The sequence below is a fragment of the Marinobacter orientalis genome, assembly GCF_004792665.1.
In the GTDB taxonomy this organism is placed as follows: Bacteria; Pseudomonadota; Gammaproteobacteria; order Pseudomonadales; family Oleiphilaceae; genus Marinobacter; species Marinobacter orientalis.
The window spans coordinates 216,397-233,039 of record NZ_SRZX01000003.1; the positions used below are offsets into that span (position 1 = coordinate 216,397).

The 16,643-nt window shown below is 56.6% G+C and carries 14 protein-coding genes; 10 read left to right on the top strand and 4 right to left on the bottom strand.

Annotated features, from left to right (window positions below; genetic code table 11):
* Position 1: 1 nt before the first annotated feature.
* The gene (locus tag DIT72_RS11335; RefSeq protein WP_135955354.1) at positions 2-1,981 is read right to left on the bottom strand and encodes an HDOD domain-containing protein; all 1,980 of its coding nucleotides are present in this window, start codon (positions 1,979-1,981) and stop codon (positions 2-4) included.
* Between the two features lie 327 nt (positions 1,982-2,308).
* On the opposite strand from DIT72_RS11335, the gene DIT72_RS11340 reads away from it, so the two are divergent.
* The 4 genes from DIT72_RS11340 (at position 2,309) to DIT72_RS11355 (ending at position 8,352) form a co-directional block, all read left to right on the top strand.
* Positions 2,309-3,637: an AAA family ATPase gene (locus tag DIT72_RS11340; RefSeq protein WP_135955355.1), complete on the top strand. Its 1,329-nt coding sequence runs from the start codon at positions 2,309-2,311 to the stop codon at positions 3,635-3,637.
* Positions 3,638-3,882: 245 nt separating this feature from the next.
* Positions 3,883-5,421 (top strand): fatty acyl-CoA reductase, encoded by a 1,539-nt coding sequence (locus DIT72_RS11345; RefSeq protein WP_135955356.1) that lies wholly within the window; start codon positions 3,883-3,885, stop codon positions 5,419-5,421.
* A 274-nt stretch (positions 5,422-5,695) separates the two neighbouring features.
* Positions 5,696-7,642, top strand: coding sequence for an acetate--CoA ligase (gene acs, locus DIT72_RS11350; protein ID WP_135955357.1), 1,947 nt, complete (start codon positions 5,696-5,698; stop codon positions 7,640-7,642).
* A 44-nt stretch (positions 7,643-7,686) separates the two neighbouring features.
* On the top strand, positions 7,687-8,352 hold the full coding sequence (locus DIT72_RS11355; protein ID WP_114613525.1) for a response regulator transcription factor: 666 nt from the start codon (positions 7,687-7,689) through the stop codon (positions 8,350-8,352).
* Between the two features lie 201 nt (positions 8,353-8,553).
* Here DIT72_RS11355 and DIT72_RS11360 read toward each other — a convergent pair whose 3' ends face one another.
* Complete coding sequence (locus tag DIT72_RS11360; RefSeq protein ID WP_135955358.1) at positions 8,554-9,534, bottom strand: D-2-hydroxyacid dehydrogenase; 981 nt, start codon at positions 9,532-9,534, stop codon at positions 8,554-8,556.
* 258 nt (positions 9,535-9,792) lie between these two features.
* Between DIT72_RS11360 and DIT72_RS11365 the strand changes: the two genes are divergently transcribed.
* From DIT72_RS11365 to DIT72_RS11375, 3 genes are read left to right on the top strand one after another with little or no spacing between them, the layout of a single operon-like run.
* Positions 9,793-11,019: a pyridoxal phosphate-dependent aminotransferase gene (locus DIT72_RS11365; protein WP_135955359.1), complete on the top strand. Its 1,227-nt coding sequence runs from the start codon at positions 9,793-9,795 to the stop codon at positions 11,017-11,019.
* A 5-nt stretch (positions 11,020-11,024) separates the two neighbouring features.
* Positions 11,025-11,216, top strand: coding sequence for a CPXCG motif-containing cysteine-rich protein (locus DIT72_RS11370; protein ID WP_135955360.1), 192 nt, complete (start codon positions 11,025-11,027; stop codon positions 11,214-11,216).
* Positions 11,217-11,255: 39 nt separating this feature from the next.
* A complete protein-coding gene (locus DIT72_RS11375) occupies positions 11,256-11,825 on the top strand; it encodes a DUF1439 domain-containing protein (protein ID WP_135955361.1) in 570 nt (189 codons plus the stop codon).
* Position 11,826: 1 nt separating this feature from the next.
* Here DIT72_RS11375 and DIT72_RS11380 read toward each other — a convergent pair whose 3' ends face one another.
* Positions 11,827-12,978, bottom strand: a complete 1,152-nt coding sequence (locus DIT72_RS11380; RefSeq protein ID WP_135955362.1) for an isocitrate/isopropylmalate dehydrogenase family protein — start codon at positions 12,976-12,978, stop codon at positions 11,827-11,829.
* Positions 12,979-13,171: 193 nt separating this feature from the next.
* Here DIT72_RS11380 and DIT72_RS11385 point away from each other — a divergent pair, with 193 nt between their 5' ends.
* Together DIT72_RS11385 and DIT72_RS11390 are read left to right on the top strand one after the other, a co-directional pair.
* The gene (locus DIT72_RS11385) at positions 13,172-13,954 is read left to right on the top strand and encodes an EAL domain-containing protein (protein WP_135955363.1); all 783 of its coding nucleotides are present in this window, start codon (positions 13,172-13,174) and stop codon (positions 13,952-13,954) included.
* Positions 13,955-13,960: 6 nt separating this feature from the next.
* Positions 13,961-14,317, top strand: coding sequence for a hypothetical protein (locus DIT72_RS11390; protein ID WP_168355051.1), 357 nt, complete (start codon positions 13,961-13,963; stop codon positions 14,315-14,317).
* Here DIT72_RS11390 and DIT72_RS11395 read toward each other — a convergent pair whose 3' ends face one another.
* Positions 14,318-15,211 (bottom strand): LysR family transcriptional regulator, encoded by an 894-nt coding sequence (locus DIT72_RS11395; protein ID WP_135955364.1) that lies wholly within the window; start codon positions 15,209-15,211, stop codon positions 14,318-14,320. It lies immediately after the preceding gene.
* Positions 15,212-15,332: 121 nt separating this feature from the next.
* On the opposite strand from DIT72_RS11395, the gene DIT72_RS11400 reads away from it, so the two are divergent.
* Positions 15,333-16,544 (top strand): acyl-CoA dehydrogenase family protein, encoded by a 1,212-nt coding sequence (locus tag DIT72_RS11400; protein WP_135955365.1) that lies wholly within the window; start codon positions 15,333-15,335, stop codon positions 16,542-16,544.
* Positions 16,545-16,643: the final 99 nt, after the last annotated feature.

The following is a 16,643-nucleotide window of genomic DNA, read 5'->3' on the forward strand; positions in this document are numbered from 1 at the left end:
ATCATTCGTCATCGTTTTTGTTATTTGCCGCCGAGGGGAACAGTATTCGGAATGCTGTCCCGCCACGCCCTGTGCGGCAATTAATGATGCCCTCCATGTCATCAATCAACTGTTTCACCACGCTCAGGCCGAGACCGCTGTGGCCCTTGCCCTTGGTGGATTGAACCGGAGAAAACAGGTTCTTGCGGATATCGGCAGGAATTCCGTTGCCGGTATCCGCTATCTCCAGTTCAACCCAGGTCTTGCCGTTCTGCCATACAGGAGCGAGTGTGTGAACAGACACTTTGCCGCCCTCAGGCAAGCTCTCTACGGCATTGCGGACCAGGTTGATCACCACTTGCCGGATGACCGCGCCCGGCACAGTAACGTCAGTGGATTCGTCGCAAAGATCCAGCGTCAATGCCTTTTCGTTGTCGCTGAAAAGGCTGTCCTCCAGCAGGTCCCGCAGTATTCGTAGTTCGTCGTTCAGGTTGCACGCGCCCGCCAACTCCGCTTTTCCATGGTCCGGAGCGCGGCTGATCTGGAGCAGGAGGTCGCTGGCCCGGTCGAGTTCATCCCGTATGACGTCAAGCTCTTCCTGAATTTCGTCATCTTCAAGCCGGTTTCTCAGCTGATAGATATACTGCCGGATGATTGTCAGTGGATTGCTGACCTCGTGAACCTGGCGCCGGATAGTGTCGCGGGCCAGTTCGGCTTTGATGCTGTCCTGGCTATCGTTGCTGTCAGCCTGCATGGCAGCAACCGCCTGCGACAGCTTCTCGCTGAACAGCAGCCCGAGCTCTTCCGTCTGGCCCGAGTTGTCCCTGTCCGTACCGACGGCAAATACTCCGGTGCACTGGTCATTACCACTAACAGGAATGGCGACCAGTGACGGGGTTTTGAGCAGGGATAGCAGTTGCCGGTCCAGCACCGTTGGCGGGCGGTCGCCGAGGCACAGGGCTACTCCACTGGCGAATGCTTCGGTCAGAACACTGATGGCTGGCCCACTGGCAATCGTGAGGTCGGGGATGTCGCCATTGCTGGCAGAAAGCAGCGTCAGGCCATCTCCAGCAGAGCTGAAATACAGTGCTGGCAGGCCGGTAATCAGTGTCAGGCTGTTGACCGTTGCTGCCAGATGCTCGTGGGCGTTGCCGTGAATGGACGACAGCTCCAGTGCCTGGTTGGCCATGGCCTGCTTCAGTATTGTCTGCTTGAGCTTGTCGTTGGAGTGGCTGGCATCGTACCCATCAGACAACGGTATTCCGAGAGATTCGGCCATCCCGCCGACTTCCTGGTCAATGCGCCGGTTGATCTCCCGGGTCAACTCTTCGTTCAGGCCGAATATGGTGCCGGCGGCGGCAATACCGGCGGCATCGGATAGCGCCAGCCTTGTGGAAAGGCCTATAAGTTTGACCAGGTGGCCGGCATCACGGATTTCTGTTGGCACTGCCTGCTGGTAACGCATGGCATCGGCAGCCATGGGGCCGAGCCCCCAGGAACTGACCAGCTCTGCAGCGATGTCGGCATGGTGGTCAAAATAGTACTGTTGTATATCCCCTGGCGGCGTCTTGAGGGCGATCAGTTCGCCCACATTATGCAGCATGCCCAGCATGAAGGCCTGGTCAGGTTCAGGGTAGCGAGTCAGTGTTGCCAGTGCCCGGGCAGTGAGCGCCGTGGTCAGTGAATGGCGCCAGAAATCCCTGAGTTGTTGCCACTGGTCTGCCGCCAGTTCATAAAGGATCTGGCGCAGCGCAGCCGTCAGTACCAGCGTTCGGAAACGGTGTGTTCCAAGCCGGAGCAGCGCCTGGTCGATTGAACGGATTTCCGCAGCAGGACCATAAAGTGCCGAATTAGCGAGGGCAAGTACGCGGGACACCAGCGCGGTATCTGCTGAGACAATGTCACTGATGCTGCGGTAGCTCTTGTCCTGATTACAGGCTTCCAGCGCCCTGAGGGTCACTTCCGGGAGACTCGGTAACTGTATGTCAGGGGCAATCTGCATAAGCCTGCCTGTGATCAATACCGGGGATTAGTCGTCAGTTTCTGTTTCTGACAGTTTGTTCATAAATGCACGTGGCTTCCGAGCTTAGACAATAAGTCGGAGTTATTAAACAGTTAATGTCCCTTTTCTTGAAAGAGTATTACCCGCCTTCGGGTATGTGTAAACTTTTTACAGATAAAATGTAGCCGATTATTCCAGGTTTTGCTGATTGGACAGTACCTTTTTGGCTACAGTTCGAACTTTGATCGGGTTACACTTGAACCAGTTCACAAATTTCCTCCCGGAATTGTGCCAGTCAACGGATCAGGCAGCGCCTATCAGCAACACATGACAGACTCCCTTGCTCCCAAGCAAAATCAGAGCCAACCCAGAACGCTGGCGATTACCGGTGGCAAGGGCGGTGTGGGCAAAACATCGGTTGCGCTGAATCTCTCCCTTACTCTTGCCCGTGAGGGTCACAGGGTTCTGTTGCTGGACGGAGACACAGACCTTGCGAATGTCAGCATTATGCTGGGTCGCTATCCCACCCGGACCCTGGCCAACGTAATGGCCGGAGAGTGTCATCTGCGCGATGTGATCATGGAGGCAGAGTGGGGGCTTCACATTATTCCCGGGGCGTCCGGTGTGGAACAATGCGTGGAGATGGCCGCCGACGAGAGCCTGCGGATACTGAAGGCCCTCTCCCGACTCGAGAAAGCTTACGATTATGTGATTATCGATACCGCTTCCGGATTGCAGAAAACCGGTATGCATATGATTGCAGCGGCGGAACTGGCCTGCGTCGTGGTCACTCCCGACCCCGCCTCGCTGACGGATGCTTTTTCACTGATCAAACTGCTGCTGCGTCGCGGTTACAGGCGGACGCCCAGTGTGCTGGTGAATATGGCCCAGGGCGCCAGCCAGGCAAGATCAGTATTTCAGCGCCTCGAGGCTGCGGCCCAGCGTCACCTCGGGGTAAAGCTGCATTATCTGGGGGCTATCTGGCGGGATGAAACGCTGCGTCAGTCTGTGCTGAATCAACGACCGGTAGCGTTGATGCCGACGTCGGACCCTTCCTGTCGCCAGTTTCGTACCCTGGCGGATATGCTCAATGTGCGACTGCGCCAGCTCACTCCACGAAAAGCCGGAATTGCGGCCTATTGGCATCGCGTGTCTTCGGCGCCTGCGGCACCTGTCCCCTCCATCCGGCCTGATGAGCAACGCCCGCCCCCGGATCCGGCTTCGGAATGCAAACGGTTGATCAATGATATCGGGAAATTGCTGGCGGATAACAGCGATGCAACTCTGCTGCGTGATGAAGCGTTTACCGGTTTTTTTGCACTGTTGGGGCGCACAATGGATGCAGACACTATCGAAATTCTCCAGAAGGGTCTGGCGGCTCTTGACTGGGAGCGGCTGGGTAAGGATCAGCGGATCCATCTGGCGACCCACCTTCGCCACATCGCCGCTGAGATCGACCCGGGCCCGGATCAGTCCGGTTCAGGTCAGGACAGCGCGCAACGGGAGGCGCCCGGGACAGAGCGGATTCCCTATTATGACCGTATCAGCTTTGGCGACCAGAGCCGGCTTGTGAGAGCGCTCAGAGAACAGCCCTCCGATATTTCCCTGGATCAGTTATTACGGTCTCTCACAGATACTGACGGGAAGGGATCCTGACCCTTATTTCTGTCGCCTTTTTTTCCTGGAAATCACCTTATTAAATCGTCATGTTGTTTACTCTTTTTGTAGGGTAACTTTGCTGTGTCACCGCACTGTAATGTCCTCTGTGCAACGATCGATTTTATTTTCCGGAATCGTGGCCCGCAAAATGCAATGTGCAAGGGTCGGGAAAACAATCTTTCCTGCTCTGAAACCCACTGCACTTGATGGCCGCACAGCCAGAACGAGAAGGAGTTCAAGCCATGGCAAAACAGCAACCAAAAACCGGAACCTCTGTGTCCGGTGTTCTGGAGCAGCTACGAGGCAGAGATGTACTGATTACCGGCACTACCGGGTTTCTCGGTAAGGTGGTGCTGGAAAAACTGATCCGTACGGTGCCCGATATCGGCGGCATTCATCTTCTTATCAGGGGCAACAAACGCTATCCGGATGCCCGCGAGCGTTTCCTCAACGAAATCGCCAGCTCATCGGTATTCGAGCGTTTACGGCAGCAGGATAACGAGGCCTTCGAGCGTTTTATCGACGCTCGTGTTCACTGCATTACCGGTGAAGTCACGGAGTCGCGTTTCGGCCTGACACCCAACCGCTTCCAGGCGCTTGCGGGCCAGGTAGATGCGTTCATTAATTCCGCCGCCAGTGTCAACTTTCGTGAAGAGCTCGACAAGGCTCTGAAGATCAACACCCTGTGCCTGGAGAACATAGCTGCTCTGGCGCGGCTGAACAGCAAAATGGCCGTCATCCAGGTATCGACCTGTTATGTGAATGGCAAGAACTCCGGGCAGGTGACCGAGTCTGTTATCAAGCCGGCAGGCGAAGCCATTCCCCGTAGTAACGGCGGTTATTATGAAATTGATGAGCTGGTGCACCTGCTGCAGGACAAGATTGCCGATGTCCGTTCCCGTTATTCCGGCAAACTGCTCGAGAAAAAACTCGTCGACCTCGGAATTCGCGAAGCCAATATCTATGGCTGGAGTGATACATACACCTTTACCAAATGGCTCGGTGAGCAACTGTTGATGAAGGCCCTGTCAGGTCGCTCACTCACTATCGTGCGTCCATCTATCATCGAGAGTGCGCTTGAGGAACCATCGCCCGGCTGGATTGAGGGTGTGAAGGTTGCCGATGCCATCATTCTGGCCTACGCCCGCGGAAAGGTGTCCCTTTTTCCGGGAAAGCGCAGTGGAATCATCGACGTGATTCCGGTGGATCTGGTTGCCAACAGCATCATTCTGTCGCTGGCAGAAGCGATTGCCGAGCCAGGCCAGCGCAGGATTTACCAGTGTTGCAGCGGCAGTTGCAATCCGGTTTCACTGGGTGAGTTCATTGATCACCTGATGGCCGAGGCGAAATCCAGCTATGCCGATTACAGCCAGCTGTTCTATCGCAAGCCCACCAAACCGTTTATTGCCGTAAACCGCAAACTGTTTGATGTCGTAGTAGGTGGTATGCGCTTGCCATTGTCCTTCGCCGGCAAGGCGCTCAGGCTGGCAGGCCAGAACCGGGAGCTGAAGGTTCTTAAAAATCTGGATACAACACGGTCGCTGGCAACCATCTTCGGGTTCTATACCGCGCCGGACTATATTTTCCATAATGACGGGCTGCTGGCACTGGCCTCCCGCACGGCGGAAGTGGACCGGGTCCTGTTTCCGGTGGATGCCCGGCAGATCGACTGGCAACTGTACCTGCGCAAGATTCATCTTGGCGGTCTCAATCGCTATGCGCTCAGTGAACGCAGGCTCTACAGTCTTCGCGCGGCCCAGCCTCGCAGGAAGGCAGCCTGAAACCCGCAGGCCCGGAGGTCCCTGTCCCCCGGGTCGCTGTACTTGTTGTTTCTGCCAGTGGGTCTATCCTTTAAAGGCCGGCTTCAGAACAACGGGGTCACCCCTGGTCAAGTCGTCATTCTGGCTAAAAGTGCTGGCGCATTAGGACGTTAGTCTAATTCATTGTTCACTGGCACGCATGTTGAACTATGGGTATCCGTCTTCAGGGCTTGTTTGCCCGCACGCTCTATATTACATAACCGATAATGACAACAGACTCTAAAAGGGGAGCACAATGACTGATAAACAGGTTTATCCGGTAACTCCGGACATGGCCAAAGAGGCTTTGCTGAACCGCGATCAGTACGAAAAAATGTACCGCCAGTCGGTGGAGGACCCGGAAACCTTCTGGGCCGAACATGGCAAACGCCTCGAATGGATCAAGCCTTTCTCGAAAGTGAAAAACACCACGTATGATTACGACAACCTTTCCATCAAGTGGTTTGAAGATGGCCAGTTGAACGCTGCCGCCAACTGCCTGGACCGTCACCTGGAAAAGCGTGGCGACCAGACGGCGATTATTTTCGAGGGTGACGACCCCGCCGATTCCCGTCATGTGACCTATCGTGAACTGTATGAAGAAACCTGTAAGTTCGCCAATGTCCTGAAAGATCAGGGTGTGAAAAAAGGCGATGTGGTCACCATTTACATGCCCATGATTGTTGAAACCGGTGTTGCCATGCTGGCCTGCGCCCGCATTGGTGCCATCCACTCGGTTGTTTTCGGGGGTTTCTCTCCGGAAGCCCTCGGTGCACGCATAGCCAATGGCAAGTCCCGTTTTGTAGTAACTGCTGACGAAGGTGTTCGCGGTGGCCGCAAGATTCCGCTGAAAAAGAACGTGGATGCGGCACTCAACAACGAAGCCGGTGCCGATGTCGACAAGGTGATTGTGGTCAAGCGTACCGGTGGTGATGTGGCCTGGACAGACGGCCGTGACCAGAGCTATGAAGAACTGATGAAGGACGCATCGACCGACTGCCCCGCAGAGCCGATGAACGCGGAGGATCCGTTGTTCATGCTGTACACGTCCGGCTCCACCGGCGCTCCGAAAGGCGTGCTGCACACCACCGGTGGCTACATGGTCTACACCTCCATGACCCAGCAATACGTGTTCGACTACCACGATGGTGACGTTTACTGGTGTACAGCAGACTTTGGCTGGGTCACCGGCCACAGCTATATCCTGTATGGCCCGCTGGCCAACGGTGCAATCACTGTGCTGTTCGAGGGCGTGCCCAACTACCCGGATAGCTCCCGCATGGGGCAGGTTGTGGACAAGCACAAGGTGAACATCCTGTATACCGCACCAACAGCGATTCGCGCCCTGATGGCGGAAGGTGAATCCTGCATGAATGGCACCACCCGTGAAAGCCTGCGCATTCTGGGCTCGGTCGGTGAACCCATCAACCCCGAAGCCTGGGAGTGGTACCACCGCGTTATTGGTAACGGCAAGTGCCCGATCGTGGACACCTGGTGGCAGACCGAGACCGGCGGCATCCTGATCTCGCCGCTGCCCGGTGCCATTGATCTGAAGCCCGGGTCAGCTACAGTGCCGTTCTTCGGCGTGAAACCGGCGCTGGTAGACAATGATGGCAATATCCTGGAGGGCAAGGCCGAGGGTAACCTCGTTATCCTGGACAGCTGGCCAGGCCAGATGCGCACCATCTACGGTGACCATGAGCGCTTCAAGCAGACCTACTTCAGCACCTATAAGGGTATGTACTTTACCGGTGACGGTGCGCGCCGCGATGAGGACGGTTATTACTGGATTACCGGCCGTGTGGACGATGTTCTGAACGTATCCGGTCACCGCTTGGGTACCGCTGAGGTAGAAAGCGCGCTGGTGGCTCATGACAAGGTTGCTGAGGCCGCGGTGGTTGGCTATCCACATGACATCAAGGGGCAGGGCATTTATGTCTACGTGACTCTGGTTCATGGCGAAGAGCCTTCGGACGAGCTCAAGAAGGAACTGGTTCAGTGGGTGCGCAAGGAAATTGGTCCGATTGCGTCTCCGGACATCATCCAGTGGGCGTCTGGGCTGCCCAAAACCCGTTCTGGCAAGATTATGCGGCGGATTTTGCGTAAGATTGCGGCAAATGAGCACGACCAGCTGGGTGATACCTCCACACTGGCAGATCCGGGTGTAGTGGATGACCTGATCAGCGGTCGTAGTAACAAGTAAGGCCTGCTTGTGATCAGGCTGTTTACCTGTGAGGAATCTGTTGAATGACACAAACCATTATCGTCGCCGATGATCACCCGCTGTTTCGGGCAGCCCTGAAGCAGGCGGTCAGTCAGGCGGTACCTGATGCCAAAACCGTGGAAGTTGACAGCATCAAGGCACTGCAGGCGGCGGTAGAGTCGCACCCGGATGCGGATCTGGTATTGCTTGATCTGAACATGCCGGGCGCCCATGGCTTTTCGGGGCTCGTGTTCATGCGGGGTCAGTATCCGGGGTTGCCGGTAGTGGTTGTGTCAGGATCGGAAGAGATGCAGGTGATGCGCCGTTCGATCGATTACGGGGCGTCTGGCTTCATTCCGAAGTCCGCCCCTTTGCCGACTATTACCGAGGCAATTCAGGCGGTCCTGGAAGGGGATGTCTGGTTGCCGGTAGGTGTGGCGGACAAGATCGAGCGGATGCATTCGGACATGACCGATTTCTCCGAGAAACTGGCATCACTGACGCCGCAGCAGTTCCGTGTCCTGGGTATGTTGGCCGAGGGGCTTCTGAACAAGCAGATCGCCTATGATCTGGATGTATCGGAGGCAACCATCAAGGCGCATATCACAGCAGTTTTCCGGAAGCTGGGAGTGCGTAACCGGACCCAGGCGGTGATTGCCATTCAGCAGATGGAAATTGATCCTTCGGATACGTCGTTGTCTGGTAGCTGAATAGCGCAGGCAGTTTTAGTTTTTATGGAGACAGAAAAGCGGGAGGCCTCCAGTGGTTTTGTCGGATTACGCCTTTGGCTAATCCGACCTACATGTGAAGCAGGCCCCGGAAAGTAGGTCGGATTAGCGAAAGGCGTAATCCGACGACTCTGCCACGACTACCGGTATCACCCACACACCGACGGCACCCCCCCCGGCAAATCACTTGCTGGCGTACCCCAACTTCTTGTCCACCAGATTAAATAATTCTTCACCTCTGCTCCACCGGTCCAGGTTTTCCAGAAACTGGTCAGTAAGCGCCCGTTTCCAGCCGATGAAATCCCCCGACATGTGTGCAGTCATGATCACGTTGTCCATGTCCCAGAGTGGGTGATCCGCCGGCAGGGGTTCTTCTTCAAACACGTCCAGGGCGGCGCCGGCGATGTCGCCGTTGTTCAGGGCGGCTATCAGGTCGTCGGTCTTTACCACCGGGCCGCGGCCGATGTTGATCAGGCGCGCAGAGGTGCGCATGGCCCTGAATGCCTTCTCGTCAAACAGACCTTCGGTCTGGGGGGTCAGCGGGGCGGCGATGACCACGAAATCCGCGAGGTCCAGCTGCTCCGTGAGGTCGTCATTGCCGTGTACAGCAATAAAATCGGGATCGTCATGACGTGGCTTGCGGGCAATGCCATGGGGTTTCAGGCCGGCAGCTTTGCAAAGCCGGGCGATCTGGCCGCCAATGGAGCCGGCGCCGACGATCAGCACCTGCTTGCCTTCGGCTCTCTCGGTATCCCGGTGCTGCCATTTGTGCTCAGCCTGCAGTCGCAATGAACGAGGGAAATCCTTGGCGAACATCAGAATGGTGCACAGCACATATTCGGCAATGGTGCGGTCAAAAATGCCCCGGGCGTTGGTAACCACCACATCGCCTTCGGTCAGATCAGGGAACATCAGTGCATCAACGCCGGCACTGGTGGCGTGGATCCACTTCAGCTTGTCGGCCGAAGGCCATGCGGCGGCAAGCGCTTCGGTTCGAAAATCCGTTACCATCATCACGTCCGTACCCGGCAGGGTATCCCGGAGGGTGGGCTCATCTGAAGCAAAGCGGACCTCCGCCCGGGCCCGCAGCGCATCCATTCCTGGTGGTTCTTTTTCTCCGGGTGCTGTCAGAACGGTCACAACCGGTTTTTTGTGTTGGGTCATCTGTCCTCCGCCAATACAGTTTGTCCGCGTCCGGTCGCGGGAATCGACAGTCCGGATGTCAGCAATACAGTCTGGTATCTGTGTGTGGGCTGGTCAACCTGAGCCGTTACAGGATAAAGGTCGTAATCCCTTTAGCGCCAGCGCTGGCAGCCTTTCAGTCCGACCGCTGAATCTTTCTGTTTTATCTCTTGTACGCCCCCTGTTTACTGTCTAACCTGCAGGGGTATCTATTGTTTGCCCCGTCCCCAGGAGGTGTTTATGGCAGAAGCCGCCAACAAAGAAACCGGCCAGACCAAACCGCGTAAAGTGAAATACCGGAAGAACAAGGCCAGTTGGAATCCGGCGATGCAGGCGGTACCGGTGCCGGGCATCCGTCGCATGGTGAATATGGCGGCCACCATGAAGGATGTCATTCATCTTTCCATCGGTCAGCCTGATTTGCCGACACCAAAACATGTTATCGATGCCTATATCGATGCCCTGAATGCCGGGCAGACGGGTTACACCATGGATGCGGGCCTGCCGGAGTTACTGGTGGCGCTGCGGGACTATTACGGCGCCCGCTACGACCGCAAGCTGACCCGGGATAACATCCTGGTTACCAGCGGTGCCACCGAGGCCATGTACCTGGCGATTTCAGCCACCTCAGCGCCGGGGCGGCAGTTTATCGTAACGGATCCGTCGTTCCTGCTTTATGCGCCTCTGATACGCATGAACGGCGGTGAAGTGAAATTTGTTCCCACCCGCGCGGAAAACGATCACCAGCTGGACCCGGATGAAGTCATCCGGGCGATGGGATCACGTACTTTTGCACTGATTCTCAACAATCCGAATAACCCCACGGGCGCCGTGTATCCCCGCAGTACCATAGAGACAATCCTGGAGGAGTGTGCCTACCGTGGTATTCAGGTTTATGCAGATGAAGTCTATGACCACCTGATTTTTGATGATGATGACTTTGCCAGCGTGCTCAACTGCTCGATGGACCTGGATAACATCATGTGCATCAGCAGCTTCTCAAAGACCTACAGTATGGCCGGGTTGCGGGTAGGCTGGGTGATTTCGAGCCAGGCCGCTATCAAGTCCCTCCGCCGGCTGCACATGTTCACCACCTCGGTGGCAAACACCCCATCGCAGTTCGCCGGCGTGGCTGCCCTGACCGGCGACCAGCAGTGCGTCACGAACATGGTGAACATCTACCGGGAACGTCGCGACAAGGTGGTGGAGCTGATTGATCAGACACCTTATATGACCGGTTACAAACCCGGTGGTGCCTTCTTCGCGTTCCCGGACCTGCCGCCGCATGTGGATGGCTCAGATTTGGCGCTGCGGATGCTCAAAGAGACCGGGGTCTGCCTCGTACCCGGTGACGCGTTCGGTGAAGGTTGCACCAATGCCGTCCGGATCAGCTTCTCGACAACCTGTGAAAAGCTGGAAGAGGCGTTCGACAGGATCATTCCCTGGATGGCCAAGCAGCAGTTCTGACGATCATGTCAGCTCTGGATTGGGTGTTTGTGCAATGCCCCTACTGTTGGGAGACGCTGGAAATCAGCGTCGATCCCTCAGTGACCGATCAGGAATATGTGGAAGATTGCCAGGTTTGCTGCCAGCCAATCGTGGTTCATGTGGTTCTTGACGAAAACCTGACACCCTCAGTGGATGTCCGGCCCGAGAATGAATAAGGCGAGCACGAATAAGGCACCAATAAGGAGAGTCCCCTGATGTTCACAACACCGCAGCGTCTGTTATCGACGTTTGCCCTGATTTCCCTGGCGTTACTGGCGGGCTGCGCCAGCCTGTCCCCCTATTCCATATCCGAGGCAACACTGGAGCGACACCTCCAGGACACCGTCAGTGACTTTGACCAGCAACAACTGCAAAGCGGCTCACCTCTCAGCCTGAGCCTGAGCAATGCGGATATCACCCTGGGGCCGGACGGCCGTGACGTGGCGGTGATTGATCTGCGGGGCCAGGTATCCCTCAACGCTCTTCTGGCAAAGCTGCCGGTGGACATTGCCCTGAAAGTGGAAGGGGCCCCGGTCTACGACAGCGAGGAAAAAGCAATTTACATCCGCCGTCTGCAATTACTCGAGAGCAGCATTGATTCGCCATATTTCAAGGGCGACCTGCAGCCGGTAACCGACACCGTGATGCGAGCTGTTGCCCAGATGCTGGAGACCATGCCTGTGTACCGGCTGGATGAGACAGACTTTGCCCAGCGTATGTTCGGAATGGTCCCCATGGGTGTGAGGGTGGCCCCGGGCCGGCTGGAGTTTGTGATGGCCGAGTAGGCTATTTCAGGCGGTCACGGACGGCCTTGCCGATTTCCTGGGTGCCTCGCCTGGTACCGGCATTTTCTGCCAGATCCGCGGCAACGGCATCGAATAATTCCCGTCCGGCATCGGCTACTGCCGGGTTATTCCGCCCCAGCCATTCCAGCATGCGTGCCGTGGTAAAGAGCATGGCAGTCGGGTCGGCCAGCCCTTGTCCGGCGATGTCTGGCGCACTTCCGTGGGTTGGCTCGAACATGGATGGCATGTCCGGGTCGTCCGGGTTCAGGTTGCAGGAGGGTGCCACTCCCATGCCGCCGGACAGCACCGCCGCCAGGTCGGTCAGGATGTCGCCCTGCAGGTTGCTGGCAACCACCACATCAAAAGCCCAGGGCGCCTGAACAAACTTCATGCAGGCAGCGTCGACCAGCTCATGGTGCGTTGCCACATCCGGGTATTGCTTTGCCATTTCCTCGAAGGCTTCGGTGTACATGTCACCCCAATAACGCAGTGCATTGCGTTTGGTGACGATACAGACCTGGCTTTCGCAGGTTTTGCCGTCCAGTGTCTGGAAATGGCGGGTTCTGCCCTCTTCGGCGCGGGCTGCGGCCCGCAGGCGAGCCTGTTCAAAACCGTAGCGGATAATCCTGTCGGTGGCCCGGCGGGTGAACACCTCCATCTGGGTTGCTACTTCGTCCGGCAATCCTTTGCGGAGCCGCCCACCCTGGCCCACGTACTCGCCTTCGCTGTTCTCGCGAATCACCAGCATGTCGATGTCTTTGGCGCGCTCGTCGGCCAGGTACTGGCGGGCGCCGGGGAGAAGCCTGGCCGGCCGCTCGCAGACCCACTGGTCGAACCCCTTGCGCATATCCAGCAGCGGTGCCAGGGAGATGCTGTCCGGTAACAGGTAGCGGTCAGGATCGTCTACCGGCCCGGGATCCCCGAGAGCGCCAAGGAGGATGGCGTCATACTTTTTGAGCTGGTCCAGGGCATCCGCTGGCATGGATTCGCCTTTCTCTTCGTGCCAGGCATGGGAGGGCCAGGGAAACCGTGTCCACTCGAGTGGAAGGTTGTGGCTGGATCTCAGTGCTTCCAGGCAGTGCACTGCCTCGGCAACCACTTCAGGGCCTATGCCATCACCGGGTGTGACGGCAATACGGATTTTCTGGACCATTCCGGATACTCCTTTGGGGTCGCTTTGTTGGTAACGAAAGATGTGTGGTTCAGTGTAGTCATGTGACACGGGGAATCCACACGATTTAACAATACTTGGTTTTACCGGCAATGACTGGATGGCTATAGTTGATTGTATTGCTTTAAGATGTCGGGTCCTGTTTATTGAGCTGTTACGTTGTTCAGGAGTTTGAGTGGATAAGCCAACCGAATTGTTTGATGAGTCTCATTGTGAGCAATGTGCTTGCGGAGAGGGCCTCGATTTTTCATTCACCTTCGCGTTCCAGCCGATTGTTGATATTACTGACGAAAGTGTCTATGCGTACGAAGCCCTGGTTCGCGGGCCTGAGGGTGAAGGCGCGTTCAGTGTGCTGTCAAAGGTCAACGAGGTAAATCGCTATTCCTTTGACCAGATCTGCCGGGTAAAAGCGGTGAAACTGGCGGCCCGTTTGGGCATGAAAACCATGCTCAGCATCAACTTTATGCCCAATGCCGTCTACAACCCCGAGTACTGCATCAGAACCACGCTGGCCGCGGCACAAAATTACAACTTTGATACCCGCAAGATCATCTTTGAGTTGATTGAGACTGAAGATCTGTCTTCACTGGATCATCTTGTAAATATCATCAACTCCTATAAGGAGATGGGCTTTCACACCGCCCTGGACGACTTTGGTGCCGGCTATTCACGTTACAACATCCTGATAGCAAGCCCACCCGATCTGCTCAAGCTTGATATGGCCCTGGTACGGGATATTCATCAAGAACCCAACAAACAGGCGGTTGTTGCCGGTATCATCACAATGATGACGCAGCTTGGCGGTCGAATTGTGGCCGAGGGCGTGGAAGTTGAAGAAGAATACTTCTGGTTGCGGTCACAGGGCATTACCCTGTTTCAGGGCTACCTCTTTGCCAAACCGGGGTTCGAGTGTCTGCCGGAGCCTTACTTTCCCTGCCAGAAAAACTATCGAGGATAATAAACTTTGTTCTATCGCCTGATTACCATCGTTGGCGGACTCATTTTCGTCATTGTCCTGTTCGCCCTGATCTGGTTCCTCTGCAAGCAGTTCCTGCTTCGTCACGGCGTAAAGGAACAGGTGCCGGAACGCTCTACCGAGCTGGCGACATGGACATTTGCCGGTGTGGCGGTGGGCCTTGTCTTCGCGGTGTTGGGCGCTTTTGTTCTTGGCCCCTGGGCTTTTTACCGCACGCTGCGTGGGCATGAGATGCCGGTGTCTGATGCTGCTGCTATCTGGTGGGGCTTCGGTATTGTCGCAGCGTCGCTGGGCATTACCGCGGCCGGGTTTCTGGGTTTCCTGAAGCTCGTAGGCGCCTTCTAGTCAGGCAATACTGTTCAGTTGTTCCCGGAACCAGAGCAGCGCCGGCTCCCGTTCATAGGCCTTGTGCCAGTATAAATGGACATCAATAGCGGGGAGATCCGCCGGCGCGGACAGAATGTCGATATCCGCGCGTTCGGCAATGATCCGGGCGTAGTTTTCCGGCATGGTCAACAGCAGGTCGGTTCCTTCCGTTACCCGGCAGGCAGCGTAATAATGCTGGCATCTCAACCGAATGCTCCGCTGCACCCCGAACCGTGACAGCTCGAAATCCTCGATGCCCGGCCCTTCGGAACGGGATGATACCAGTACGTGTTTTGCCTCCAGGTAATTTTCCATGGTCAGCCCCTCGCGGGTCAGCGGGTGTCCCTTTCTGGCAAGAACCACCAGCCGGTCTCTTCGCAGCAACTCATGGGCGGTCTGGTTGCTCACCGGCAACAGCACGTCAACGGCAAAATCAAGCTTGCCTGCCGCCAGCTGGGTCTCCATATCCCGCCGGGGCACTCTCTGGCTGATAATCTCCAGCTCCGGATAGCTCTCCAGCCTGCCCATCAGCTTTGGCAAAAAGGTGGACTCCAGAATGTCCCGTAACGCCAGCGAATAGGTTTTACGCTGGTTGGCGGGGTCGAATGCGTGAAACTGGTTAACTGCACTCTGTATCTGGGTAAGCCCGGGCCGCATGGATTCCAGGAAACGGCGTGCCAGCGGCGTCGGCACCATCTTGTTGCCCTGACGGCTGAACAGTGGGTCGTCGAAATGCTCCCGCAACCGTGACAGGGAATGGCTGACTGCCGGCTGGGTAAGATGCAGGGCCCTGGCGGCACGGGTCAGACTGCCTTCCCGGTAGATGGTGTCGAATACATGCAGCAGGTTCAGATCCAGCCGGTTGAGTGCCATAGGGTGCCTCCTGGTGGTGAATAAACGGCTCTTATGATAAAGGATAAGAATAATTCAGTCGCGTAATAGTTCGGGGAAATCTAGACTGGTCCCATATCGGTCAAACCACGAGGATACGGCGATGGATTTCACGATTTCCGAAAAAGGTCAGGACTATCTCGAGCGCGTCAAAACCTTCATGAAGCAAGAAATCTTCCCCATTGAAGAGCAGTACCACAAGGAATTGATGGCGCAGGAAGACCGCTGGGTCGTGCTGCCTGTGATCAGGGAACTGAAGGAAAAGGCCAGGGCCGAAGGCCTCTGGAACATGTTCTTTCCGGACGAGAAAAACGGTTGCGGCCTGCTTAACTCTGACTATGCACTGATTGCCGAAGAAACCGGCCGCAGCTTTATCGCGCCGGAAATCTTCAACTGCAATGCGCCGGACACCGGCAATATGGAAGTGTTGATCCACTACGGCTCTGACGAACAGAAAGCCGAATGGCTGCCGCGCCTGCAAAGTGGCGAAGTACGTTCCGCGTTCTGCATGACAGAGCCGGGCGTCGCTTCGTCCGACGCTACCAACATGGAAGCCACAGCCATCGTGGAAGGGGACGAAGTTGTCCTCAACGGCCGCAAATGGTGGAGTACCGGTGTCGGCCACCCGGACTGCAAGGTTGCCATCTTCATGGGCCTAACCGATCCCGATGCCCACAAACACCGCCGCCACTCCATGGTGCTGGTGCCGCTTGATGCCCCGGGTGTACAAATCGAACGCATGCTGCCCGTTTTCGGCGCCTACGACGAGCCCTACGGCCACGGTGTGGTTTCCTTCGAGAACGTGCGTCTGCCCAAAAGCGCCTTTATCGCCGGCCCCGGCCGCGGCTTCGAAATCGCCCAGGGCCGTCTGGGTCCGGGCCGTGTTCACCACTGCATGCGAGCCATTGGTGCGGCGGAACGTACCCTTGAACTGCTGATCAGGCGCGCCACCAGCCGCGAGGCTTTTGGTCGTCCCATTGCCAAACTGGGCGGCAATCCGGACATCATCGCCAATGCCCGCATGTCGATTGAGCAGGCGCGGTTGCTGACGCTGAAGTGTGCCTGGGCCCTGGATACCAAGGGTATCGCCGGTGCCTTGCAGGAAGTCTCCATGATCAAGGCGGTGATTCCGCAGATGCTTCAGCAGATTGTGGACGATGCGATCCAGATTCACGGCGGTGCCGGCGTCAGCGACGACGACTTCCCACTGACCCAGCTGTTCGCCTATGCTCGGGTGCTGCGCCTGGCTGATGGCCCTGATGAGGTTCACCGGGCGATGGTTGCCCGGTTGGAGTTGGCTAAATACCGGAAGTGAGGCCACTAACTTCGGAGTGTGAGCGGACGGACGGGGCGTTCTGAAACACGCTCAAGCACATCCATGTGGCGCTTGAGCTCCGCCATCCCTGGCTCCGCA